This window comes from Streptomyces sp. NPDC127595 (assembly GCF_042671685.1).
Taxonomy (GTDB): Bacteria; Actinomycetota; Actinomycetes; order Streptomycetales; family Streptomycetaceae; genus Streptomyces.
The window spans coordinates 722,818-745,382 of record NZ_JBHXWK010000002.1 but is presented as its reverse complement, the minus strand read 5'-3'; the positions used below and the strand labels follow the sequence as shown (position 1 = coordinate 745,382).

Here is a 22,565-nt window from a genome sequence, read left to right as displayed (position 1 = left end):
CGGACAACCCGCACGCACCCTCCCGCCGTGCGGGTTGTCCCCTGCACACTGAGGAAGTCGGTCGTCCTGCGGAGGGAGTGGGTGCGGGGATGCTCCTCCACCAGGCCCTCACCGAGTGCCGGACGCTGGTCGTCGAGGGCCCGGACGGCATCGGCAGGAGCGGCCTGACCGAGCGGCTCACCCACCACGGATTCCTGATCCGACGCTCGCGCGGGCACCTCCACCACGTGGACCCGGTCCGCCCCTACCGCGAACTCCTTGCCGCCTCCGGCCGGTTGGCTGTCTACGGCGGCCTCATCCACGAGCTCGTCTACGGGCCACTGCGCCGTGGCTGCTCCCGGGTCACCTGGATCCAGGCGCTCGACTTCGCCGAGGCGGTCGCCGAACGCGACGGCGCGCTCGTCCATGTGACGGGCGCGACGGACGACACCGAGGCGGCCGGCGCCTACGAGCGGGCGTTCCGCACCCTGGCCGAGCACGCCCCCGTGGTGATTTTCGACGCGGCAGACCTGAGCCGGCCGGTCCACGGCCCCGCACCCCCTTGCCCTCAACTAAGAGGCTGCACACAGACGTTGACGATAAGTTAGCGACAGACCGCGTGACGCACGGTAACGGTAGGAGATATCCCATGGCAGACGGCCGGACCACCCCCGACCAAGAGGCATTGTCCAAGATCGACACCACGGTGCCGCACTCGGCCCGCATCTGGAACTACTGGATGGGCGGGAAGGACAACTACGAGGTCGACCGGGAGGCGGGCGACGCCTACCGCGAAGTCGCCCCGAACATCGAGGTGATGGCCCGCGCCTCCCGCGAATACCTGATCCGCACGGTGACCTTCGTGACGGAGGAACTCGGCATCCGCCAGTTCCTCGACATCGGCACCGGCCTTCCCTCGTACGACAACACCCACCAGGTCGCCCAGCGCATCGCGCCCGAGTCGCGCATTGTGTACGTGGACAACGACCCACTGGTGCTCCGCCATGCGCAGGCCCTGCTCACCAGCACGCCCGAGGGTGTCACGAACTACATCGACGCCGACCTGCACGAGCCCGAGAAGATCATCGAGGCGGCAGGGAAGATCCTGGACTTCGACCAGCCGATCGCCCTGATGCTGATGGGCATCCTCGGTCACGTCCAGGACTACGAGGAGGCCAAGTCGATCGTCAGTCGCCTCCAGGCCGCCCTGCCCTCCGGCAGCTACTTCGTGCACTACGACAGCACCGACACCGACGCCGCACTCAAGGAGGCCCAGCAGGGCTACGACGACACCGGCGCCGTCCCGTACGTGCTGCGCAGCCCCGATCAGGTCAGCGCCTACTACGAGGGCCTCGAACTGGTGGAACCCGGCATAGTGTCGTGCCCGCTGTGGCGTCCGGAGCCCGGTACGTCGCCCGAGCCCACGGACGTCCACGGCGGTGTGGCCCGCAAGCCGTGACGGTCAGGACGCCGTGACCGTCAGGACCCCGACGCCGGCTCGATGTTCTGGTTGAGCCGGAACAGGTTGCCGGGGTCGCGGTCGGCCTTGATACGGGCCAGGCGTGCGTAGTTGTCGCGATAGCTGGCCCGTACGCGCTCCTGGCCCTCGTCCATCATCATGTTCACGTAGGCCCCGCCCGCGGAGTACGGGTGCAGCGCGTCGAAGTAGTCGACGGTCCACCGCTTGATGAGGTCGGCGTTGGCCGGGTCGGGATCCACTCCCGCGTAGACGGAAGCCCAGCGCGCGTCGCGGTAGCTCCACGCGGTGTCCGTCGGGGCTTTGTCGTGGGCGGCGCCGTCGATCGGGTAGAGGTGCATCGTCGACTTCCAAGTCGGCAGTTCGGCAGCGAACTTGGCGTGCAGTTCGGCCGCCTCGCCGGGGACCTCGTTCACGAAGTCCGCGCGCCAGTACCACTGGTCGCCGGGCGGGTAGAGCCCGTCGAACGCGGACTGGATCGCGGGATGCGGCATCGGCCCGGGGCCGTGCAGCAGCGGCTGGGGCAGGGCGTCCAGGAGCGGCGCCATCAGCCGCGCGGCCTCGTCCGTGTCGTCCCCGATGTAGCACCACACGACGCCGCAGACCTTGCGCAGATGGAGTTCCTCGGGGAACGGCGGGGCCGGCGGGACGGATCCGACCAGGAAGAAGGCGTTCAGCTCGCGGGGCGCGTGCGGAAGGAAATCGCGGTAGGCGGTGAGGACCTCGGCGGTGAGCTCGACGGGCCAGAAGGTGGGGCCCGCGACGACTGTGTTCACCTCGTGCAGCCGCAGGAAGAAGGAGGTGACGACTCCGAAGTTGCCGCCTCCCCCGCGGATCGCCCAGTACAGGTCGGCGTTCTCGTCGGCGCTCGCGCGCACCTGCTCGCCGCTCGCGAGAACGAGGTCGGCCTCGAGGATGTTGTCGATGGTGAGCCCGCACTTGCGGGTGAGGTGGCCGAGTCCGCCGCCGAGGGCGAGGCCTCCGACGCCCGTCGTGGAGATGATGCCGCTGGGCGTGGCCAGACCGTGCGCGTTGGTGGCAGCGTCGACCTCGCCCCACACGCAGCCGCCGCCGACCCGTACCGTGCGCCCCTGCGGGTCGACCTCGACATCCTTGAGCGGGGAGAGATCGAGGACCACACCCCCGTCGCAGGTGCCAAGGCCCGCTCCGTGATGGCCGCCGCCGCGGACCGCGAGCAGAAGGCCGTGGTCGCGGGCGAAGCCCACCACCTGTGAGACGTCCTCGGCACTCGTACAGCGCGCCACCAGGGCCGGCCGCCTGTCGATCATTCCGTTGTACACACTGCGGGCCTCGTCGTACCCGGAGTCGTCCGGACCGATCAACTGCCCCTTGAACCGGCTGAGTTCCTGGCTTGCTGCTTGTGCAGGCGTGATGGACATATACGTCCCCCGTGTCCGGGGAGCGGTTCCGGGTTCCCCTGTCCGGGTCCCCCGTACCAGTCTCCCTCTGATGGATGCGATCCGCCTGTTCTAGTCCGGCTCCCGCTACCCGGATATCCGTGCCCGCCACCCACCTCACCGCAGGCGGCTACCCACCTTTCACCGACGGGGCAGCATGCCGAGCTGCACGGCACGGGCGGCGGCCTGGCGCCGGGTGCGGACACCGAGCTTGTCCAGGACGGCGGAGACGTGGTTGTCGACCGTGCGTACCGACACCACCAGCCGCTCGGCGATCTCGACGTTGGTCATCCCCTGTGTCAGCAGCCCCATGACCTGCAACTGGCGTTCCGTGAGCCCTGCGGGGTTCTCCCGGGTCGCCGCGTGCGGGCCCCGCGGGATCCGGCGCACGCCCAGTGCGCGCAGCTCCGCGCGGATCAGATGGGCGAGCGGCTCCGCGCCCAGCGCGTCCAGCTCGGCGAGGGCGCTGAGCTTGTCGTCGGGATCGGGGCTCTCCGCGAGGGCGGCGGCATGCTCGTAGGGGCATCCCGCCGCCTGCCAGACCCGTGCCGCCTCGCGCCAGTGCCCCGCGGTCTGGAGGGCGTACGGGTGCTTCGAGCCGTCCCTCGGAACCGGCTGCCCGGCCTTGGCGAGCCAGTAGCCGAGCTCCGCCCGGTGCGCAGCGGCATCCAGCCGACAGGCCTCCGCGAACGTCGTGCTCGCGGCAGCGGTCACCGCGGGGTGATCGCCGCGGAGCCAGGCCGACTCCGCCCGGGCTGCCGCGACCGGTCCGGTGCGCTGGAGCTCGCTGCTGCGCACCGCGATCTCCCAGGCCTGAGCGAGCAGTTCGTCGCCGCCGCTCCTGCCGCTGCGCACCCGTACCCGACCCAGCACGGTCAACGCGGGGCAGCGGGCGGGCACGAAGTCGTGCGCGCCGACCTCGGCGTACTTCTCTGCGTCGTCCCAGGCACCGGCGGCGAACCGGCGCAGGGCCATCTCGACGTTGAGATAGCTGAGGAAGCCCAGGTGTTCCGCCCGGTCGGCCAGTTGCATCGCCGGGGCCAGGAAGCGGTCGGCCTCGGCATACTCCAGGTTCTCCAGCAGGCTCCAGATGATGTTGGCGTAGGCCCGGCAGGCGTGCTCGACCTCGTCCGCCCCCAGTGCCACTTTCAGGCTCTCCTCGACCTGCGCCCGCCCGAGCGGGTCTCCGCCCCGCCAGCGGGCTGAGCCGACGTTGTTCAGGGCGTGCGCGAGGATCTCCGCGTCGCCCTCCCGACGGGCCAGGTCGATGGCGCGCTCACCGAACGCGATCGCCTGCGCGTGCCGGTCGGAGAGCATGTGGAGCTGCGAGGTGTTGCTCAGCGCCAGCGCGAGCAGCCGGTCGTCGCCCGCCTCCTCCAGTACGGCGATGGCTTCCCTCGCCGCCGTCCGAGCCTCCTCGGCGTCACCGGCCCACCAGTGGATCCGTGACAGCCACCGCAGGTCCGCGCCGAGCGCCCGCGCGTCGCCCAGGGACCGGCGCAGCGCGACCGCCTCCCGCTCCGCCTCGACGGCGGCCACGGAGTCCGCGATCGTGTAGCTCTCCACCGCGTACTGCTCAAGGAGTCCGGCCAGTTCGGCCGGGTTGAGCCGCTCGCGCTGCCGGAGTACGAGCCTGAGATGGGCGGCGGCTTCGCGATGGGCACCCGCCCTGGAAGCGTCGTGTGCGGCGCCGGGGCCGTGCCGGGCGATCGCTTCCAGGTCGCCCGCCTCAGCCGCGTGATGGACGATCCGGGAGGCGTCGGAGCCGGGTACGGCGACGAGCGCGGCGAGCACGCTCCGGTTCAGCTCGATCCGCCGTGCGGCCGGCAGGGAGTCGGCGATGGCGCGGCGGATCAACTCGTGTCGAAAGCCCGCCCGTTCCGGGGTGACGACCATCAGCCCGCGCTGCTCGGCCGCCGACAGTTCGGCCACGTCGTCCCTCAACAGGGCCTTGACCAGCGGGCGTTCCACCGCGGAGGGTACGACGGCCAGCTGCTCCAGGGCGTCCCGGGTGGTGTCGTCCAGCCCGCGCAGCCGAGCAAGTACGGCGTCTACCACGGTCGGCGGCACCCCACCGGTGCCACCGGCCGCCACCACCTCGGTCACGAAGAACGGGTTGCCCGACGTCACCTCGTACACCTGCGCCGGATCCAGTTCGCTCGCCGCACTCAGCCGGCGTACGGCGTCCGGGGAGAGCCGGGACAGCGGCAGGCGGTGCACGCGCTCCGCCCGGGACACCTGGCCGAGCAGATGGCGCAGCGGGTGTTCGCGACCCAGCTCGTCGTCCCGGTAGGTCAGGACCAGCACCGCGGGGAGCCGCTCGACCCGGCGGACGAGAAAGCGCAGGGCGTCCAGGGAGGCCTCGTCGGCCCAGTGCACGTCCTCGACGACGAGTACCGCAGGATGCGGCGCTCTTCTCAGCTCCGTCCGCAGGGCGTCGTACACCAGATGGCGGTCGCCGCCCACGGTGAGCACCCTCGCGAGTTCGGAACCGACGCTCCCGACCAGGTCACGGAAGGGCCCCAGCGGCCGTCGGGTGGTGAGGTCGTCGCACGCCCCCAGCAGCACACGCACGTCGGGGGGCAGCACCTCGGGCAGTACCTTCACCAGGCTGGACTTGCCGATCCCGGCCTCTCCGAAGACGAGCGCCACGGATCCGGCGCCGTCGGCCGCTTCGCGCGCGGCGGCTGCCAGTTGGGCGAGCTCGTGGTCGCGCTCGAGGAGCCCCCGTTCCACGGGACAATTCTGGCACGCGGGGCGCCCGTCCAGTACGTCAGAACGCGGCCCGCGCCCGCACCGCCTCGGCCCGGTGGGGCCGGGACAGCAGCAGGAGACTGCGTGCCTCGACGCGCACATCGGTGCCCGCCTTGCGCTCGGACTCGTCCGGCAGCCCCTGCGGATCCGCGGTGTCGATCCGCACGGTCCACCGCTCGCCGTAGGTCGCGTCGGGAAGGCGGAAGGTCACCGGCTCCCAGTGGCTGTTCAGGAGCAGCAGGAAGGAGTCGTCGACCACCGGGTCGCCGTACGGGTCCGGCTCGGCGATGGCGTCGCCGTTGAGGAAGACGGCGACGGCGTGGGCGTCGGGGCGCAGCCAGTCCTCGTCCGTCATCTCGCGCGCGTCCGGCCGCAGCCACATCAGGTCGGGCAGCGGCTGATGCTCGTGTGTCGGGGTGTCGCCGAGGAAGAAGCGGCGACGGCGCAGGACGGGATGGGCGGCGCGCAGCGCGATGGCACGCCGCGTGAAGTCCATGAGCTCGCGCTGCTCGTCGCTCAACTTCCAGTCGATCCAGGAGACTTCGTTGTCCTGGCAGTAGGCGTTGTTGTTGCCCTGCTGGGTGCGGCCCAGTTCGTCGCCGTGGGCGAGCATCGGGATGCCCTGGGACAGCAGCAGGGTGGCGAGAAGGTTGCGCTGCTGGCGGGCGCGCAGTTCCAGCACCCCTTCGTCGTCGGTGGGGCCCTCCGCGCCGCAGTTCCAGGAGCGGTTGGTGTTCTCGCCGTCCTTGTTGTCCTCTCCGTTGGCCTCGTTGTGCTTGTCGTTGTACGAGACCAGGTCACGCAGGGTGAACCCGTCGTGCGCGGTGACGAAGTTGATGCTGGCGCGCGGCCGCCGCCGGTCGTGCTGGTACAGGTCGGAGGAGCCGGTCAGCCGGGAGGCGAACTCGCCGAGCGTGTGGTCGCCGGAGCGCCAGAAGTCCCGTACGCAGTCACGGTACTTGCCGTTCCACTCCGACCACAGGGGCGGGAAGTTGCCGACCTGGTAGCCGCCTTCGCCGACGTCCCAGGGCTCGGCGATGAGCTTGACCCGGCCGACCACCGGATCCTGCTGGATCAGGTCGAAGAACGCGGAGAGCCGGTCCACCTCGTGGAACTGCCGGGCCAGAGTTGCCGCGAGATCGAAGCGGAACCCGTCGACGCGCATCTCGGTGACCCAGTACCGCAGCGAGTCCATGATGAGCTGGAGCACGTTCGGGTGCCGCATCAGCAGGCTGTTCCCGGTACCGGTGGTGTCGTAGTAGTGCGCCCGGTCGCCTTCCACCAGGCGGTAGTAGGAGGCGTTGTCGATGCCGCGGAAGGAGAGCGTGGGGCCGTGTTCGTTGCCCTCGGCGGTGTGGTTGTAGACGACGTCGAGGATCACCTCGAGGCCGGCGGCGTGCAGTGCCTTCACCATCGACTTGAACTCGGTGACCTGCTCGCCCCGCGTGCCGTGTGCCGCGTAGGCGTTGTGCGGCGCGAAGAAGCCGATGGTGTTGTAGCCCCAGTAATTGGACAGCCCACGGTCACGCAGGAAACCGTCCTGGACGAACTGGTGCACCGGCATCAGCTCGACCGCCGTGACTCCGAGCGAGGTCAGGTGCTCGATGACTGCCGGGTGGGCGAGCCCCGCGTAGGTGCCGCGCAGTTCGGCGGGGACCCCCGGATGCGTGCGGGTCAGTCCCCGCACATGGGCCTCGTAGATCACGGTCTCGGCGTACGGGCGCATCGGCGGGCGGTCGTAGCCCCAGTCGAAGAACGGGTCGGTCACGACGCCGAGCAGGGTGTGACCGGCACTGTCGGCCGGATCGGGCCCGTCGGCCGCGCGTTCGAAGAGCGAGGCGTCGTTGTCCGCCTGTCCGTCTACCGCCCTGGCATACGGGTCGAGCAGCAGCTTCGCCGGATTGCAGCGGTGTCCGGCGGCCGGGTCCCAGGGTCCGTGCACCCGGTAGCCGTAGCGCTGCCCGGGCCCGATCCCCGGCAGGTAGCAGTGCCAGACGAAGTCGTCGACCTCGGTGAGCGTGACGGTGCGAGGAACGCCGAACGCGTCGATCAGTACGAGATCGACGCGTTCGGCGACTTCGGTGAACAGGGCGAAGTTGGTTCCTTCGCCGTCGAATACCGCGCCCAGTGGATAGGGGCGGCCGGTTCGGATACGCACGTGATCACCGTACGGGGATCACGGCCTCCGTGCCGTCTGGGGGGACCTGTGGTTGGCGACCACGGCCTCGGTGAGCCAAGGGACGGACCGTGGTTGGCGACCACGGCCTCCGTGCCGTCCCGGGATCACCTGACGGCGACCCGGGCTGGGTGTCGGCGTGGGATCACTGGACGGCGACCACGGGCTCGGCGTCGTCATGGGAGTCGATGAGCACGACTCCTGGGTTGTCGCGGGAGCCGACGAGCGCCGGTACGGGCAGTGCGCGAGGCATCCGGCGCGCCTCCCGCAGGCTCGGCGCGGGTGCGGGCGGCATGAGCGGGGCGCGTTCGGCGGCCCGGGCCCGCCACGAGAACCAGATGATCTTTCCGCCGGCTCCGGTGGCGCAGCAGCCCCAGCCGTCGCTCAGAGCGGCGATCTGCGCGAGGCAGCCTTGTGGTGTGTTGTGCGGACGGATGTCCTGGTCGTTGTCCGACACGGCGGTGATCAAGTGCTGACCGTTCCACCACATCTCTATGGTCGTGTTCTTGTCCGCCGCGTGCTCCTCGATCGTATGGAGCAGCGCTTCTGCACAGTGGCAGACGGACTCGACGAGATTCTCCAGGTTCCAGTACCGGAGGTGAGCGGCCAGAATGCGCCTGACCTGTCCGACCCGTTCCGGGCTGACCTCCACGTCGAGGTGGTAGTAGCAGGGCACTGCAGCTTTCATTGTCGTTGGCTCCTCACCGGCGAAGCTCCCGCTCCTCCTCGCCCCCGCGGGCCGAGCCCCGAACACGTAGCGTGAGCGCTGGTCGCTTCTGAGTCAGTCCCAGAGTGGGAGTGCTGCTCCATTCGTGCAACACGAGACCGATCCCAATGTTGTTGAAGAGCCAACAAGACGCTCGGTGTCCGTGCAGGCACCATGGGTGAGGGCGTTGATCTCTGTAACGGATCGGTGCCCCTGCGTGCACGGCCCTCACTCGCCATCCCGGCGAGCCGTGCGCGTCCGAGAGAGGGAAGGTGACCAGCGTGATGCTGCTGCCTGCCAAAGCCGAGGTCGCCAGGCATCTTGAGCGGTACCGGGCCTGGGAACGTCTGCTGCTCGCGGCCCCCGCCGACCACACCGTGCGGGGCAACTTCGAGAACACGGGATACACGCTGTGCGTGCTGATGGGCAAGCGCTGCGCACGCGAGGCCGCGGACGCGGCCGAGCACTATGTGCGCGCCGCTTCGTCGCTGGCGAGGGGCCGAGGCGCCCAGGGCCGGGGGCCGAGCCGGACGGTGGGCCAGTGCCCCTGAGCACCCCAGTGCGTCGGGGCGTTGCGACGCGGATCTGAACCACAGGCTGGGCGAGACGACGGCGGAGGCGAGTACCCATGGACGTTGATCCGGACACCGGTCGTATCCCGACCGTGGATGTCGGCGCGCTCGACATCCCGGCCACGGGCGGCCGCTCGTTCAGTGTGCCGATCAGGGGTACGGGCTCGGCCTCCGTTTCAGGCGCGGAGGCCCAGTCGGTCTCCGTGCCGGTCGCGGACGCCCACACCGTCGGCATTCCGGTGGTGGACGTCCACCCGGTCGTCGAGTGCGGCAGGCGGCCGGCGAAGGCGGTGTGCGGCGAGACCTTCCAGGTCACCGCGACCCTCTTCGGCGAGGGCCATGACGCGGTCGCCGCCAATGTCGTCCTGTGCGACCCGAGCGGCCGCCCGGGACCGTGGACCCCGATGCGCGAACTCGCCCCCGGCACCGACCGCTGGGGCGCCGAGGTCACACCGGGAGAAGCGGGCCACTGGACCTACCTGGTGGAGGCGTGGCGCGATCCCCTCACCGCCTGGCGCCACGCCGCCGGGATCAAGATTCCGGCCGGGATCGACTCCGATCTGATGCTGGAGGAGGGCGCCGAGCTGTACGAGCGGGCCGCCTCCGGAGTTCCGGAAGCGGCAGGCCGGCAAGTGGTGCTCGCCGTCGCGAGCGCCCTGCGCGACGAGTCCCGTCCGCCGGCCGCGCGTCTCGCGGCCGCCTTGGAGGCCGACGCCGTTCTCGCGGAGCACCCGTTGCGTGAACGGGTCTCCCGTTCCCTGCCGTTGCCCCTGAAGGTGGAGCGCGAGCGGGCCCTGTACGGCTCCTGGTACGAGTTCTTCCCGCGCTCCGAGGGCACGCCCGAGCGACCGCACGGCACGTTCCGTACCGCCACCGAACGCCTGCCCGCCATCGCGGAGATGGGCTTCGACGTCGTCTACCTGCCGCCGATCCACCCCATCGGCACGACGTTCCGCAAAGGCCCCAACAACAGTCTGTCGGCGAGCCGTTCGGATGTCGGCGTGCCCTGGGCGATCGGCTCCCCGGAGGGCGGTCACGACGCCGTCCACCCGGACCTCGGCACGATCGACGACTTCGACGCGTTCGTACGCCGGGCGGCGGACCTGCGTCTCGAAGTGGCCCTCGACTTCGCCCTCCAGTGCTCACCGGACCACCCGTGGGTGGAGAAACATCCGGAGTGGTTCCACCACCGCCCGGACGGCACCATCGCGTACGCCGAGAACCCTCCGAAGAAGTACCAGGACATCTACCCGATCGCCTTCGACAAGGACATGCCGGGGCTGATCACCGAGACCGTGCGGGTGCTCCGTTTCTGGATGGACCATGGCGTGCGGATCTTCCGCGTCGACAACCCGCACACGAAACCGGTGGTGTTCTGGGAGCGGGTCATCGCCGAGGTCAATCACACCGACCCGGACGTGATTTTCCTGGCGGAGGCGTTCACCCGGCCCGCGGTCATGCGCAGGCTCGCGGCGGTGGGTTTCCAGCAGTCGTACACCTACTTCACCTGGCGCAACACCAAGGCGGAGCTGACCGCCTATCTCTCCGAACTCGCCGGTGAGACAGCGGCGTTCATGCGCCCCAACTTCTTCGTGAACACGCCGGACATCCTGCCCGAGTACCTCCAGCACGGCGGGCGGGCCGCCTTCGAGGTACGGGCCGTTCTTGCCGCGACCCTCTCGCCCGCGTGGGGGATCTACGCCGGGTACGAGCTGTGCGAGAACACCCCGGTCAGGACGGGCAGCGAGGAGTACCTGGACTCCGAGAAGTACCAACTGCGGCCGCGCGACTGGGAGTCCGCCGAGCACGAGGGCAGGACGATCGCGCCCCTGATCACGGAGCTGAACCACATCAGGCGGCGCCACAAGGCCCTTCACCAGCTCAGGAATCTCCACTTCCACCACGCCGACAACGACGCCATGATCGCGTACAGCAAGCGCACGGGCGATGACACGGTCGTGGTGGTGGCCAATCTGGATCCTCACCACACTCAGGAGGCGACGGTCTCGTTGGACATGCCACAACTCGGCCTGGACTGGCACGAGTCCGTGCCGGTGCGCGACGAACTGACCGGCGAGACCTACCGCTGGGGCAGCGCCAACTACGTGCGCCTGGAGCCGGGCGCCGCGCATGTGTTCGCCGTCGGCGCCGCGCATGTGCTCGCCGTGGGCGCCGCGGATGTGTTCGCCGTCGGCCCCGCCCAGCCGATCGGAGGGTCTCCCGCATGATGGTCAACGAGCCCGTCCCGGACACGTTCGAGGACACCCCGGCCAAGGACCGCGATCCCGAGTGGTTCAAACGCGCCGTCTTCTACGAGGTCCTGGTCCGCTCCTTCCAGGACAGCAACGGCGACGGAATCGGCGACCTCAAAGGCCTCACCGCGAAGCTGGACTACCTGCAATGGCTGGGCGTGGACTGCCTCTGGCTTCCCCCTTTCTTCAAATCCCCGCTGCGCGACGGCGGCTACGACGTCTCCGACTACACCGCCGTCCTGCCCGAATTCGGTGACCTCGCCGACTTCGTGGAGTTCGTCGACGCCGCCCACCAGCGCGGCATGCGCGTGATCATCGACTTCGTCATGAACCACACCAGCGACCAGCACCCCTGGTTCCAGGAGTCACGCGCCAACCCCGACGGCCCCTACGGCGACTACTACGTCTGGGCCGACGACGACAAGCAGTACCAGGACGCCCGCATCATCTTCGTCGACACCGAAGCCTCCAACTGGACCTTCGACCCCGTCCGCAAGCAGTACTACTGGCACCGCTTCTTCTCCCACCAACCGGACCTCAACTACGAGAGCACGCGGGTTCAGGAGGAGATCCTGGCCGCGCTGCGCTTCTGGCTGGACCTCGGTATCGACGGCTTCCGCCTGGACGCCGTGCCCTATCTCTTCCAGGTCGAGGGAACCAACTGCGAAAACCTCCCCGCCACCCATGAATTCCTGGCGCGGGTGAGGAAAGAGATCGATGCCCTCTATCCCGACACGGTGCTGTTGGCGGAGGCGAACCAGTGGCCCGAGGACGTCGTCGACTACTTCGGCGACTACTCCGCCGGCGGCGACGAATGCCACATGGCCTTCCACTTCCCCGTCATGCCCCGCATCTTCATGGCCGTACGCCGCGAATCGCGCTACCCCGTCTCGGAAATCCTCGCGAAGACCCCCGCCATCCCGTCGGGCTGCCAATGGGGCATCTTCCTGCGCAACCACGACGAGCTCACCCTCGAAATGGTCACCGACGAGGAACGCGACTACATGTACGCGGAATACGCCAAAGACCCCCGCATGCGCGCCAACATCGGCATCCGCCGCCGCCTCGCGACGCTGCTGGACAACGACCGCAACCAGATCGAACTCTTCACCGCCCTGCTGCTCTCCCTCCCCGGCAGCCCGATCCTCTACTACGGCGACGAGATCGGCATGGGCGACAACATCTGGCTCGGCGACCGCGACGCCGTCCGCACCCCCATGCAATGGACCCCCGACCGCAACGCAGGCTTCTCCTCCTGCGACCCCGGCCGCCTCTTCCTCCCCACGATCATGGACCCCGTCTACGGCTACCAGGTCACCAACGTCGAAGCCGCCATGTCCTCGCCCTCGTCACTGCTGCACTGGACCCGCCGCATGATCGAGATCCGCAAACAGAACATGGCCTTCGGCCTCGGCTCCTACACAGAACTCCCCTCCTCCAACCCCGCCGTCATCGCCTTCCTCCGCGAAGCCCCCCCGACTGGGGAAAGCGGGGACGACATCGTCCTGTGCGTCCACAACTTCTCCCGCTTCGCACAACCAACGGAACTGGATTTGCGGGAGTTCGACGGCCGCCACCCGGTCGAGCTGATCGGTGGCGTGCGTTTCCCCGCCATCGGTGAGCTCCCCTATCTGCTGACCCTCGCCGGGCACGGCTTCTACTGGTTCCGCCTCCGTCGCGCGGTCGCCCCCACCGTCATCAGGCGACCCTGACCGACTGCCCCTGATCCCTACCGCCGCTTCAGATCCCGATGATCCCGATGATGCCGATTGCCTGCCTCTGGTCCCTACCGACTGCCTCTCATCCCGACCGACTGCCTCTCATCCCGACCGCGTGCCCTCGAAGACCGCCCGCCCCTGAAAGGACGTGTCGCCATGCAGAAGACCGCGCCGCACCGTCCGAGCGGCCTCAGCCCCGCTCCGCTGCTCATCTCGCTCGCCGAGCTGCTGCACGCATGGCTGCCGCGGCAGCGCTGGTTCGCGGGCAAGGGCCGCGCCGTCACGGATCTGACGCTGGTGTCGACGACCGAGCTGTACCCGGGATGCCTGCACCTCCTGGTCCGCACCGAACACTTCGGGCTGCCCGCCCACGGCGGCACCGGCACTCCCCCTCCCGACGACTGCTATCAACTCCTCCTGGGGGTGAGGAAGGCCCTGCCTCCCGGCCTCGCCCACGCCGTCATCGGTCGCCCGAGCAAGGGCCCGCTCGCCGACCTGATCGTGTACGACGCCCTCCACGATCCCAAGGCGGCGGGCATGCTCCTGGAGCGACTGCGTACCCCGGGAACGGCGGGCCCCCTGCGTTTCGAACGCGACCCGCGATTCGCGGTACCCGCCGGCCTCGCCCCGCGCCTCCTCGACGCCGAGCAGTCCAACTCCTCACTGGTGTACGGGGATTCGTTCATCCTGAAGGTCTTCCGCCGCGTCCAGCCGGGCATCAACCCGGACCTGGAGGTACCGGCGGCACTGGCCCGGCAGGGCTGCACCCGGGTACCCGCGCCCGCGGCCTGGATCCGGACCTCGCACCCGCGCGAGGCGACGCTCGGCGTCCTCCAGCCGTTCCTGCGCGAGGCCGACGACGGCTGGACCCTGGCGCTCCAGTCCCTCGCCTCGGGACGGGAGTTCACAGCCGAGGCGTTCGAACTGGGGCGCGCCACCGCCGAGGTGCATCTCGCGCTGGCCACGGCTTTCCCCGTCGATGCCCCGAGCCGACGGCAGAACCGGCGGCTCGCCGAGGGAATGAGTGAGCGCCTGGACGCGGCCGCGCGTTCCGTGTCCGAACTGCGGCCGTACGCGGCCGGGCTACGGTCAGCCTTCGACACGCTCGCCGCCCTTGAGTCGGCGGTCCGTCCCGCACAGCGGATTCACGGCGATCTCCACCTGGGGCAAGTGCTGAGGGCCGGCCGACAGTGGTCGGTCATCGACTTCGAGGGCGAACCGGCCCGCCCGCTCGCCGAGCGCCGCCGCGTGCAGTCCCCGATACGCGATGTCGCGGGCATGCTGCGCTCCTTCGACTACGCCGCCCTGTCCCGCCATCCATGGCGCCCCGAGTGGGCGCAGCACTGCCGGGAGGCCTTCTGCGCGGGCTACGCCGCCGAGGCGGACTGGGACCCGCGCGAGGAACCCGAGCTGCTGCGCGCGTACGAGACGGACCGGGCCGTGTACGAGGTGCTGTACGAGGCGAGGCACCGTCCCGACTGGCTGCCCGTGCCGATGGCGGCGGTCAAGCGCCTCGCCGAGGGCCGCTGACATGCGCCGGGCGACCATCCCCACCCATCCCGTTGACCCCCTTGAGGAGGCTGAAGCCGTGACAGTCCGCACCGCATCGGTCGGCGTACGGCCGGCCACTTCGATGGACGCATTGCTGGACACCCCGTTGGACGCGACGGACCGGGCCCGTCTGCTGTCGGGCACCCACCACGATCCGCACGCGCTGCTCGGCGCACACCCGGTACCGGACGGCGTCCTGTTCCGTGTGCTGCGTCCGTACGCCCAGGCCGTGGCCGTGGTAGTGAACGGGCAGCGCAGTGAGCTGGAGGACCTGGGTGACGGGCTCTTCTCGGGCGTACTGCCCCTCGACACGATCCCCGAGTACACGCTGTCGGTGACGTACGACGGCACGGAGTTCGCGGTGCAGGACCCGTACCGCTTCCTGCCCGCGCTCGGCAAGCTCGACCTGCATCTGATCGGCGAAGGCCGACACGAGGAACTGTGGCGGGCGCTCGGCGCCCACCCGATGACCCACCAGGGCGTCGCCGGCACCCGCTTCACGGTGTGGGCGCCGAACGCCCAGGGGGTCAGGGTCTGCGGGGACTTCTGCCACTGGGACGGCGCGGCGGGATATCCGATGCGGTCGCTCGGGTCCTCCGGGGTGTGGGAACTGTTCGTGCCCGCGATCGGCGACGGCGAGCTCTACAAGTTCGACATCACCCGCCCGGACGGGTCACACACGCTCCGCGCCGACCCGATGGCCCGCCGCACCGAGATCCCGCCCAACACCTCCTCGATCGTCACGTCGTCGTCGTACACGTGGGACGACGCCACTTGGATGGCGACCCGGGCCTCACGTCCCGTCCACGAGGCGCCGTTCTCCGTCTACGAGATCCACCTGGCGTCCTGGCGCCCGGGACTGACGTACCGCCAACTGGCTCAGGAACTCCCTTCCTATGTCGCCGACCTGGGCTTCACACATGTGCAGTTCATGGCGGTGGCGGAGCATCCCTTCGGGGGCTCCTGGGGCTACCAGGTCACCGGCTTCTACGCCCCCACCGCCCGCCTGGGCACCCCCGACGACTTCAAACACCTCGTCGACGCCCTCCACCGGGCCGGCATCGGCGTCCTCATGGACTGGGTCCCCGCCCACTTCCCCCGCGACGACTGGGCCCTGGCCGAATTCGACGGCCGCCCCCTCTACGAACACGAAGACCCCCTCCGCGCCGCCCATCCCGACTGGGGCACCCTGGAGTTCGACTACGGACGGCGCGAGGTCCGCAACTTCCTCGTCGCCAACGCCGTCTACTGGTGCGAGGAATTCCACATCGACGGCCTCCGCGTCGACGCCGTCGCCTCCATGCTCTACCTCGACTACTCCCGCGAACCCGGCCAGTGGACCCCCAACGAACACGGCGGCCGCGAAAACCCCGACGCCGTCGCCTTCCTCCAGGAAATGAACGCCACCGTCTACCGCCGCAACCCCGGCGTCATCACCATCGCCGAGGAGTCGACGGCCTGGGAGGGCGTGACACGGCCGACCGCCGACGGTGGTCTTGGTTTCGGTCTGAAGTGGAACATGGGCTGGATGCACGACTCTCTCGAGTATGTGGAACGTGAGCCGGTTCATCGCAGGTACCACCACCACGAGATGACCTTCTCCATGGTGTACGCCTACAGCGAGAACTACGTCCTGCCCATCTCGCACGACGAAGTCGTCCACGGCAAACGCTCACTGGTATCCAAGATGCCGGGCGACTGGTGGCAACAACGCGCCACCCTCCGCGCCTACCTCGGCTTCATGTGGGCCCACCCCGGCAAACAACTCCTCTTCATGGGCCAGGAATTCGCCCAGGGCGCCGAATGGTCCGAAACCCACGGACCCGACTGGTGGCTCCTCGACCCCGCCTACAGCGCCGAACCCGACCACCGCGGCATCCGCGACCTGGTCCGCGACCTCAACACCGTCTACCAACGCGAACCCGCCCTCTGGGAACGCGACACCGACCCCGCCGGCTTCACCTGGATCGCCGGCGACGCCGCCGACGACAACGTCTTCGCCTTCCTCCGCCACGACGCCAACGGCACCCCCCTCCTGGCCGTCTCCCACTTCTCCCCCGTCGTCCGCCACAACTACCGCCTCGGCATCCCCGACGACATCCCCGCCTGGCACGAAATCCTCAACACCGACGCGGGCCGCTACGGCGGCAGCGACGTCCTCAACCCCGACCCCGTCAAACCCGAACCCCACGCCGCCCACGGCCGCCCCGCAAGCATCCAACTCACCCTCCCACCACTGGCGACGGTCTGGCTGCGGCCCGCCTAAAGCCCTTTTCGCCCCCTCCGCCCCTACCCGTCCCGTTCCCAGGGGGCTCCGCCCCCTGGACCCCCGCTCCTCAAACGCCGGAGAGGCTGAAACCCTTCAAACCCTCCGTCACGGAGGAGCAGGCCGGTGCCATCCCAATCCCCCGCCCGTGGAGGCTTCGTTCTTCAGCCTCGCCGGGTTCTTTCGGCCCGCCCCACCCAGGTCAGGAACGGACATGGTTCGAAGGCGCCGGCACCAGGGCCCTTGGTGTCAGACATCGCTGCCCACGCTGTGCGTGACGACGTCGTGGATGTCACGGGCGATACGGAGGCGTTCTTCGACCTTCGCCCGCTCGGCCGTCTGCTCGATGACGCGCCACTTGCTCACGGGCCGCTCCCTGACGGGCCACAGCCCGGCCGCGGTCCACCCACCGACACCCTCCTGGTCGCAGCCGCAGTAGACATGGTGAAGTTGGTGCGCTCACACCGCAAAGGAGACTTCTTGTGACCGGCGCTTCGCTTCCCTGGAACCATTCACCAGTCAAGGTCGGCCTCGTCGGCGCCGGGCCGTGGGCGCGTGCTGTGCATGCACGGTTGCTTGCCGCCGGGCCCGAGACGCAGTTGACCGCGGTGTGGGCGCGCCGCAGTGAGGCGGCCCGTGAGACCGCCGCACCCTATGGAGCCGACGTCGCCGAGCGTTTCGAGGATCTGCTCGACACCTGTGAGGCGGTCGCCTTCGCGGTTCCGCCCTCCGTGCAAGCGGAGCTCGCCGGCCGTGCGGCGGAAGCGGGCAAGGCGCTGCTCCTGGAGAAGCCGCTCGCGCTGGACCTTCCGTCGGCGCAGCGACTCGTCGATGCCGTCGACACGGCAGGCGTCGTCTCCCAGCTCGTCCTGACGAGCCGCTACAACCCCGCCACCCGACGGTTCCTCGCGGCCGCCCAGAGCGTCGACGCCGTGGGAGCACGGGCCTGCATGGTGACCGGCGCCTTCCTGGGCGGCGAGTTCGCCACCCCCTGGCGTCTGGAACACGGCGCGCTGCTGGACCTCGGACCGCACGTTCTCGATCTGCTGGACGCGGCCATGGGGCCCATCGTGCGGGTACGCGGGACCGGAGACCCACGCCGTTGGATCGAGCTCACCTGTGAACACGCGAGCGGAGCGGTGAGCCAGGCGTCGCTGTCGGGGTCCGTCAATGTCGAGCAGGGCATCACGCGGATCGAGTTGTTCGGGCCACAGCCGGAACTCGTGTACGACGGAGCCGCGCTCGACCATGAGGAGAGCTGGCCCGTGCTGCGCCGGGAGTTCGCCACCAACGTGCGTGCGGGAAAGTCCGGTGAGCTCGACGTCCACCGCGGGCTGCATCTCCAGACCCTGATGGCTCAGGCGCTCGGCACATGAGTTCTCACCGGAGGTTAAACCTCGTCGTGCGGTATTCCCTCTTGAAGATCGTCACCGACTGAATCACGAGGTCCGAGACGTTCTCGGGTCGTGCGTGGCGCGTGCTGAGGTTCGGCGAGCCGAAGGAAGCGGTCGGGCTCCAGGTGCTGCTGCGGAACTACACGGCGGTCGGCGTGCTCGCCACGCCCCATGACGACGCGGACGCGGAGACCGCTGTGTGGGACCGGCTGGCGAACCTGGCGAAACAGGGTGCGATCACCACACCGGTGGGCACGGTGTACGGGTTCAGCGAGGTGCCCCGGATGATCGCCGAGCTGGCGTCCCCGGGAGCTGGCAAATCAGTCGTCCCGGTGGCGTCCGAGTAACAGGGCGGGCGGGGCCTTTTCGCTCACGGCGGCCATTGGGCAGAGGACGGTCGGGTGACCCCGTCCCGGGCTCACGGCACGACGCCGTTCAGGCGAAAGGGCGGGCCAGGGTGCGTGGGTGACCGGACGCCTGTCGACAACACACCTGTGACACTGCCCCGGATCGCTCCCATGCTCGCCACACCCGGCGGCCTGCCGCCCGTCGGGCAGGACGCCCGATGGGCGTACGAGACCAAGCAGGACGGCCAGCGCGCGGTGATCTATCTGCCCGGGGACGGCGGCGTCGTGCTGCGCGCGCGGTCGGGAGAGGACATCACGGCCGCCTATCCGGAGTTCGGTGCGCTGGGCGGCGTACTCGGCCCGGTCCCCGCGATTCTGGACGGTGAGGTCCTGGTCCTTGACGAGCAGGGCCGTGGTGACTTCCAGCTCCTGCAGTCCCGCATGGGACTGGCCCGGTCGCCGGCCAAGGCCGCCCGTCGTGCGGCGGAGACGCCCGCGCATCTCGTCCTGTTCGACGTCATGTATCTGCGGGACGACATGACCTCGCTCCCCTACGTGCGGCGGCGGCAGGAGTTGGAGGGGCTCGGCCTCGACGGGCCGTTCTGGTCGACGCCTTCCGCGCTCGTCGGCCATGGGGAGCTGGCGTTGCGGGCGACGCGCGAGGGCGGTCTGGAGGGGCTGGTGTGCAAGCGGCTGGACTCCGTGTACGAGCCCGGGGTGCGCTCGCGTTCCTGGATCAAGATCCGCAACGTACGGACGGTGGACGTCATCGTCGGCGGCTGGGTCCCCGGCAGGGGACGGCTGTCGGGGCTGCCGGGCGCCGTGCTCGTGGGCCAGCGTGACGCGGGGCGGCTGCGCTACGCCGGGAGTGTGGGCACCGGCTGGAGCGAGGCCGAGCGATCGGAACTCGCCGGGCTGTTGCGGGCCGCCGAGACCGACAGCTGTCCCTTCGACGAGGTCCCGCCGGTGGCCGCGGCGCACTGGGTGACGCCGCGGCTCGTCGGTGAAGTCCGCTACAGCACTCGTACGCGAGCCGGGCTGTTGCGCCAGCCGTCGTGGCTCCGGCTGCGCACCGACCTGGCTCCCGACGAATCGGCAGCCGAATTCCCGCAGGGCGGCTCCCCCGAATCGGCAGCCGATTTCCCCCAGGGCGACTTCCCTTAAGGACACGCGAAAAGCGGCGCCGAGGCGAGGTCGCGCCGCGTGGGTGGAATGCGCCGGGTGCCGGTTACGTCGTACCCGGGCCGCTGCCGCCGCTGTCCCTGCCGGAGCCGCTGCCCCAGCGCCGTCGGCTCTGGTCGTCGGCGTGTTTGCTCCCCGAGGCGTGCATCTGGGTCGGCTTGAGCCGCTCGCTCTCGTCCGCGGCGCGCGGCACCTCGTCGGGTTCCCGCCTCTCGCGGACCTCGTGGATCGCACCGGAAGCAGGAAGCGTGGGCTGCTCTTCCGCGGTGGGCGGCCGCGACTCCTCGCTCCGCACCCTGATGCCCATCCGGACAGCCCAGATGAGGCCGGCCACGATGATGAGACCCCCGATGAAGGCAGCGCCCGCTTTCAGTGCCCCGCTCGCTGCGATTACTTCATAGCTCGCCGTGTTCATTTTGCTCGGGTACCCCCAATACCGGGGAAAAACCCGCTGAGTACTCCGTTCGGCGACGGCTGAATACCCATATTCCGTCGAACGCTCTTATTCGCCCAATGTGCTGTCTCGCCCACCCGCTCTCCTACGGGCGGTGCGCGACCGCTCCGAACATGGTCACCGACATGTGCAGCGCCCCCTGCTCGGCGGCCTCGGTGATGTCGGCGTACAGGCGGTCGCGCTGTTCCTCGGTGATCAGTTCACGGCGTACGGCGGACTCGCCCAGCATGCGCAGCAGCGGCCAGGCCACCGATGTGTGGTCCTGAAGGAGCGCCTGCGATCCGCGGTCGTCGATGACCAGCCCGGCCGCCGTGAGCCGGCCGACCACTTTACGCCCGGAGTAGGGGTCGGCCGCCGCGGACAGCGCGCCGGAGGTGATCGCGGCGACGGTCTCGGGGTCACCGGGGTGCAGGATCGTGGTCGCCCAGTCGGTGTCGAGGAGGGCGACGCGGCCACCGGGGCGCAGCACGCGCGCGATCTCGGCGACGGCTTTCTCCGGTTCCAGAAGGTGCTGGAGTACCCGCTCGCACCACACGATGTCGACCGAGGCGTCGGGCAGGTGCAGGACGAGCGCGTCGCCGTCCACGAAGCGGGCCGGGCTGCCGGCCGCCACCGCGCGCTGCTCGGCCACCATGCGCAGCCCGTTGTTCGGCTCGATGCCGAGCACTTCGCCGTGCGGACCGACGGCGGAAGCCAGTGCCTGGGTCTGCGATCCGGTGCCCGAGCCGATGTCGATCGCCCGTTCTCCCGGGCGTGCGGCGACCGCGGTGTGCGCCCACGCGCGGAGCCGCTGTACGCCGTCGTTCGTGTCCTGGGCATCCAGGGCAGCCACCAGCCGGGCAACGCTCTCGGCGGTGACGTTGCCCGCGTGGAATTCCGAGGTAGGCCGTGTTTCCCCCATGCGGGTCACTCTATGACCGACGGGGGCGGCTGCGCCCATCAGATCGTGTAACGCCTCAGAGCCGGTGTGGCGGTGGCCAGCACCAGCGTGGCGGCGATCACCAGCAGGCCGCCGCCCACGACCGCGGCGCGGGCCCCGAAGACCGACCCGGCGGTTCCGTGCAGGACGTCGGCGAGACGGGGACCGCCTGCGACGACGACCGTGAACACGCCCTGCATGCGGCCGCGCATCTCGTCCGTGGCGGCGGAGAGCAGGATCGCGCCGCGGAAGACCATGGACACCATGTCGGCGACTCCGGCCGCGGCGAGGAAGGCGACCGCCACCCACAGGCTGGTGCTCAGTCCGAACCCCGTGATGGCGGCTCCCCAGGCGACGACGGCGACGATGACCATGAGGCCGTGTCTGCGGAGCCGGGAGAAGGTGCCCGATGCCAGGCCGCCGAGCACCGCGCCGATGGGGATCGCCGCGAATAGGAGACCTAGCGCGAGCCCTTCGCCGTAGGGCGCGTAGGTCTGTGCGGCGAGTTGCGGGAACAGGGCGCGGGGCATGCCGAAGACCATGGCGATGATGTCGGCGAGGAAGGACAGCAACAGCACCTTGTGCAACGCGATGTAACGGAATCCGGCGGCGACCTCGCGCCATCCGGCCCGCTTGGACGCCCCTTCCGCCAGCGGCGGCAGCGCGGGAAGCCGTACGACCGCCCACACGGTGACGCACAGGGCCACGGCGTCGATCAGGTAGAGCTCGGCCAGGCCGATGACGGGGATGAGTGCGCCGGCGAGCAGCGGTCCGGCGACGAGGCCCGTCTGCATGACGGTCGAGCCGAGCGCGTTCGCCGCGGGCAGTTCCTCCTTGGGGACAAGCCGGGCGATGGAGGCCTGGCGGGCCGGGGAGTTCAGGCCGAAGAACGCCTGCTGGAGGGCGAGCAGCACCATCAGTACGAGAACCGAGTCGAGTCCGGCGGCGGCCTGTATCCAGAAGAGCACCGACGTCACGGCCATACCGGTGTTGGTGATCAGGAGCAACTTGCGCCGGTCCATGCTGTCGGCGATCGCGCCGCCCCACAGGGCGAAGACCACGAGGGGCAGCAGGCCGGCGATGCTGGCGTAGCCGACCCATGCCGAGGAGCCGGTGATGTCGTAGATCTGCTTGGGCACGGCGACGGCGGTGAGCTGGCTGCCGACGGACGTGACGATGGTCGAGGTCCACAGGCGGCGGAACGCCGGGCGGCGCAGCGGCGTGGTGTCCATCGCCCAGCGACGCCATCCGCTCCCGTTCGCCCGCACCGGTCCCAGGGGCCGGTCATCCGTCGCGGGGTCGCTGTCCGTACCGCTCTTGCTCGTGTCCACACTCGTCCTGGTTGCTCGCTACATCTTTTGTCTTCAGGGATCACTATGACCGAGCGGGATCCATCTGCG

At 69.7% G+C, this 22,565-nt stretch carries 18 protein-coding genes; 10 read left to right on the top strand and 8 right to left on the bottom strand.

The window, feature by feature from the left end; all coding sequences use genetic code 11:
- The first annotated feature begins 89 nt into the window (after window positions 1–89).
- Together ACFVKT_RS09860 and ACFVKT_RS09855 are read left to right on the top strand one after the other, a co-directional pair.
- Entirely contained in the window at window positions 90–587 is a 498-nt protein-coding gene (locus ACFVKT_RS09860; protein WP_385729441.1) for a hypothetical protein, read from the top strand.
- A 41-nt stretch (window positions 588–628) separates the two neighbouring features.
- Window positions 629–1,438, top strand: coding sequence for an SAM-dependent methyltransferase (locus ACFVKT_RS09855; protein WP_385729439.1), 810 nt, complete (start codon window positions 629–631; stop codon window positions 1,436–1,438).
- A gap of 20 nt (window positions 1,439–1,458) precedes the next feature.
- Here ACFVKT_RS09855 and ACFVKT_RS09850 read toward each other — a convergent pair whose 3' ends face one another.
- The 4 genes from ACFVKT_RS09850 to ACFVKT_RS09835 form a co-directional block, all read right to left on the bottom strand.
- Window positions 1,459–2,856 (bottom strand): FAD-binding oxidoreductase, encoded by a 1,398-nt coding sequence (locus ACFVKT_RS09850; RefSeq protein ID WP_385729437.1) that lies wholly within the window; start codon window positions 2,854–2,856, stop codon window positions 1,459–1,461.
- 159 nt (window positions 2,857–3,015) lie between these two features.
- Window positions 3,016–5,610: an ATP-binding protein gene (locus ACFVKT_RS09845; protein WP_385729435.1), complete on the bottom strand. Its 2,595-nt coding sequence runs from the start codon at window positions 5,608–5,610 to the stop codon at window positions 3,016–3,018.
- Between the two features lie 37 nt (window positions 5,611–5,647).
- Complete coding sequence (gene glgX / locus ACFVKT_RS09840) at window positions 5,648–7,786, bottom strand: glycogen debranching protein GlgX (protein WP_385729433.1); 2,139 nt, start codon at window positions 7,784–7,786, stop codon at window positions 5,648–5,650.
- Between the two features lie 163 nt (window positions 7,787–7,949).
- Window positions 7,950–8,492 carry a pep a2 gene (locus tag ACFVKT_RS09835; RefSeq protein WP_385729431.1) on the bottom strand — a complete coding sequence of 181 codons (543 nt, stop codon included), beginning with the start codon at window positions 8,490–8,492 and terminating at the stop codon, window positions 7,950–7,952.
- A 302-nt stretch (window positions 8,493–8,794) separates the two neighbouring features.
- On the opposite strand from ACFVKT_RS09835, the gene ACFVKT_RS09830 reads away from it, so the two are divergent.
- The 5 genes from ACFVKT_RS09830 (at window position 8,795) to glgB (ending at window position 16,869) form a co-directional block, all read left to right on the top strand.
- The gene (locus tag ACFVKT_RS09830; protein WP_385729948.1) at window positions 8,795–9,061 is read left to right on the top strand and encodes a DUF5133 domain-containing protein; all 267 of its coding nucleotides are present in this window, start codon (window positions 8,795–8,797) and stop codon (window positions 9,059–9,061) included.
- Window positions 9,062–9,138: 77 nt separating this feature from the next.
- Window positions 9,139–11,310, top strand: coding sequence for a maltotransferase domain-containing protein (locus ACFVKT_RS09825; protein ID WP_385729428.1), 2,172 nt, complete (start codon window positions 9,139–9,141; stop codon window positions 11,308–11,310).
- Complete coding sequence (gene treS / locus ACFVKT_RS09820; protein ID WP_385729426.1) at window positions 11,307–13,046, top strand: maltose alpha-D-glucosyltransferase; 1,740 nt, start codon at window positions 11,307–11,309, stop codon at window positions 13,044–13,046. The genes ACFVKT_RS09825 and treS overlap by 4 nt, the downstream gene beginning before the upstream one ends.
- Window positions 13,047–13,208: 162 nt before the next feature.
- Window positions 13,209–14,582 (top strand): maltokinase, encoded by a 1,374-nt coding sequence (locus tag ACFVKT_RS09815; protein WP_385729424.1) that lies wholly within the window; start codon window positions 13,209–13,211, stop codon window positions 14,580–14,582.
- 103 nt (window positions 14,583–14,685) lie between these two features.
- Window positions 14,686–16,869, top strand: a complete 2,184-nt coding sequence (gene glgB, locus ACFVKT_RS09810) for a 1,4-alpha-glucan branching enzyme (RefSeq protein WP_385729946.1) — start codon at window positions 14,686–14,688, stop codon at window positions 16,867–16,869.
- A 249-nt stretch (window positions 16,870–17,118) separates the two neighbouring features.
- Here the strand turns inward: glgB and ACFVKT_RS09805 are convergent, their stop codons facing one another.
- Complete coding sequence (locus tag ACFVKT_RS09805) at window positions 17,119–17,235, bottom strand: histidine kinase (protein WP_385729422.1); 117 nt, start codon at window positions 17,233–17,235, stop codon at window positions 17,119–17,121.
- Between the two features lie 116 nt (window positions 17,236–17,351).
- Between ACFVKT_RS09805 and ACFVKT_RS09800 the strand changes: the two genes are divergently transcribed.
- The 3 genes from ACFVKT_RS09800 to ACFVKT_RS09790 all read left to right on the top strand — a co-directional run bounded on the left by ACFVKT_RS09800 (window position 17,352) and on the right by ACFVKT_RS09790 (window position 19,774).
- Entirely contained in the window at window positions 17,352–18,245 is an 894-nt protein-coding gene (locus ACFVKT_RS09800; protein ID WP_385729419.1) for a Gfo/Idh/MocA family protein, read from the top strand.
- Window positions 18,246–18,346: 101 nt separating this feature from the next.
- Window positions 18,347–18,610, top strand: coding sequence for a hypothetical protein (locus ACFVKT_RS09795; protein WP_385729417.1), 264 nt, complete (start codon window positions 18,347–18,349; stop codon window positions 18,608–18,610).
- A gap of 171 nt (window positions 18,611–18,781) precedes the next feature.
- On the top strand, window positions 18,782–19,774 hold the full coding sequence (locus ACFVKT_RS09790; RefSeq protein ID WP_385729415.1) for an ATP-dependent DNA ligase: 993 nt from the start codon (window positions 18,782–18,784) through the stop codon (window positions 19,772–19,774).
- A 64-nt stretch (window positions 19,775–19,838) separates the two neighbouring features.
- On the opposite strand, the gene ACFVKT_RS09785 is transcribed toward ACFVKT_RS09790, so the two are convergent.
- The 3 genes from ACFVKT_RS09785 to ACFVKT_RS09775 form a co-directional block, all read right to left on the bottom strand.
- Window positions 19,839–20,207 (bottom strand): DUF6479 family protein, encoded by a 369-nt coding sequence (locus ACFVKT_RS09785; RefSeq protein ID WP_385729413.1) that lies wholly within the window; start codon window positions 20,205–20,207, stop codon window positions 19,839–19,841.
- A gap of 124 nt (window positions 20,208–20,331) precedes the next feature.
- Window positions 20,332–21,147, bottom strand: coding sequence for a methyltransferase domain-containing protein (locus ACFVKT_RS09780; protein ID WP_385729411.1), 816 nt, complete (start codon window positions 21,145–21,147; stop codon window positions 20,332–20,334).
- Window positions 21,148–21,185: 38 nt separating this feature from the next.
- Complete coding sequence (locus ACFVKT_RS09775; protein WP_385729409.1) at window positions 21,186–22,496, bottom strand: MFS transporter; 1,311 nt, start codon at window positions 22,494–22,496, stop codon at window positions 21,186–21,188.
- Between the last annotated feature and the right edge of the window lie 69 nt (window positions 22,497–22,565).

What these genes read in the sequence shown, in the direction of transcription:
- ACFVKT_RS09860 (WP_385729441.1), top strand. Translation starts at nt 90, where the DNA reads ATGCTCCTCCACCAGGCCCTCACCGAGTGCCGGACGCTGGTCGTCGAG.
- ACFVKT_RS09855 (WP_385729439.1), top strand. Translation starts at nt 629, where the DNA reads ATGGCAGACGGCCGGACCACCCCCGACCAAGAGGCATTGTCCAAGATC.
- ACFVKT_RS09850 (WP_385729437.1), bottom strand. Translation starts at nt 2,856, where the DNA reads ATGTCCATCACGCCTGCACAAGCAGCAAGCCAGGAACTCAGCCGGTTC.
- ACFVKT_RS09835 (WP_385729431.1), bottom strand. Translation starts at nt 8,492, where the DNA reads ATGAAAGCTGCAGTGCCCTGCTACTACCACCTCGACGTGGAGGTCAGC.
- ACFVKT_RS09830 (WP_385729948.1), top strand. Translation starts at nt 8,795, where the DNA reads ATGCTGCTGCCTGCCAAAGCCGAGGTCGCCAGGCATCTTGAGCGGTAC.
- ACFVKT_RS09825 (WP_385729428.1), top strand. Translation starts at nt 9,139, where the DNA reads ATGGACGTTGATCCGGACACCGGTCGTATCCCGACCGTGGATGTCGGC.
- treS (WP_385729426.1), top strand. Translation starts at nt 11,307, where the DNA reads ATGATGGTCAACGAGCCCGTCCCGGACACGTTCGAGGACACCCCGGCC.
- ACFVKT_RS09815 (WP_385729424.1), top strand. Translation starts at nt 13,209, where the DNA reads ATGCAGAAGACCGCGCCGCACCGTCCGAGCGGCCTCAGCCCCGCTCCG.
- glgB (WP_385729946.1), top strand. Translation starts at nt 14,686, where the DNA reads ATGGACGCATTGCTGGACACCCCGTTGGACGCGACGGACCGGGCCCGT.
- ACFVKT_RS09790 (WP_385729415.1), top strand. Translation starts at nt 18,782, where the DNA reads ATGCTCGCCACACCCGGCGGCCTGCCGCCCGTCGGGCAGGACGCCCGA.
- ACFVKT_RS09785 (WP_385729413.1), bottom strand. Translation starts at nt 20,207, where the DNA reads ATGAACACGGCGAGCTATGAAGTAATCGCAGCGAGCGGGGCACTGAAA.
- ACFVKT_RS09780 (WP_385729411.1), bottom strand. Translation starts at nt 21,147, where the DNA reads ATGGGGGAAACACGGCCTACCTCGGAATTCCACGCGGGCAACGTCACC.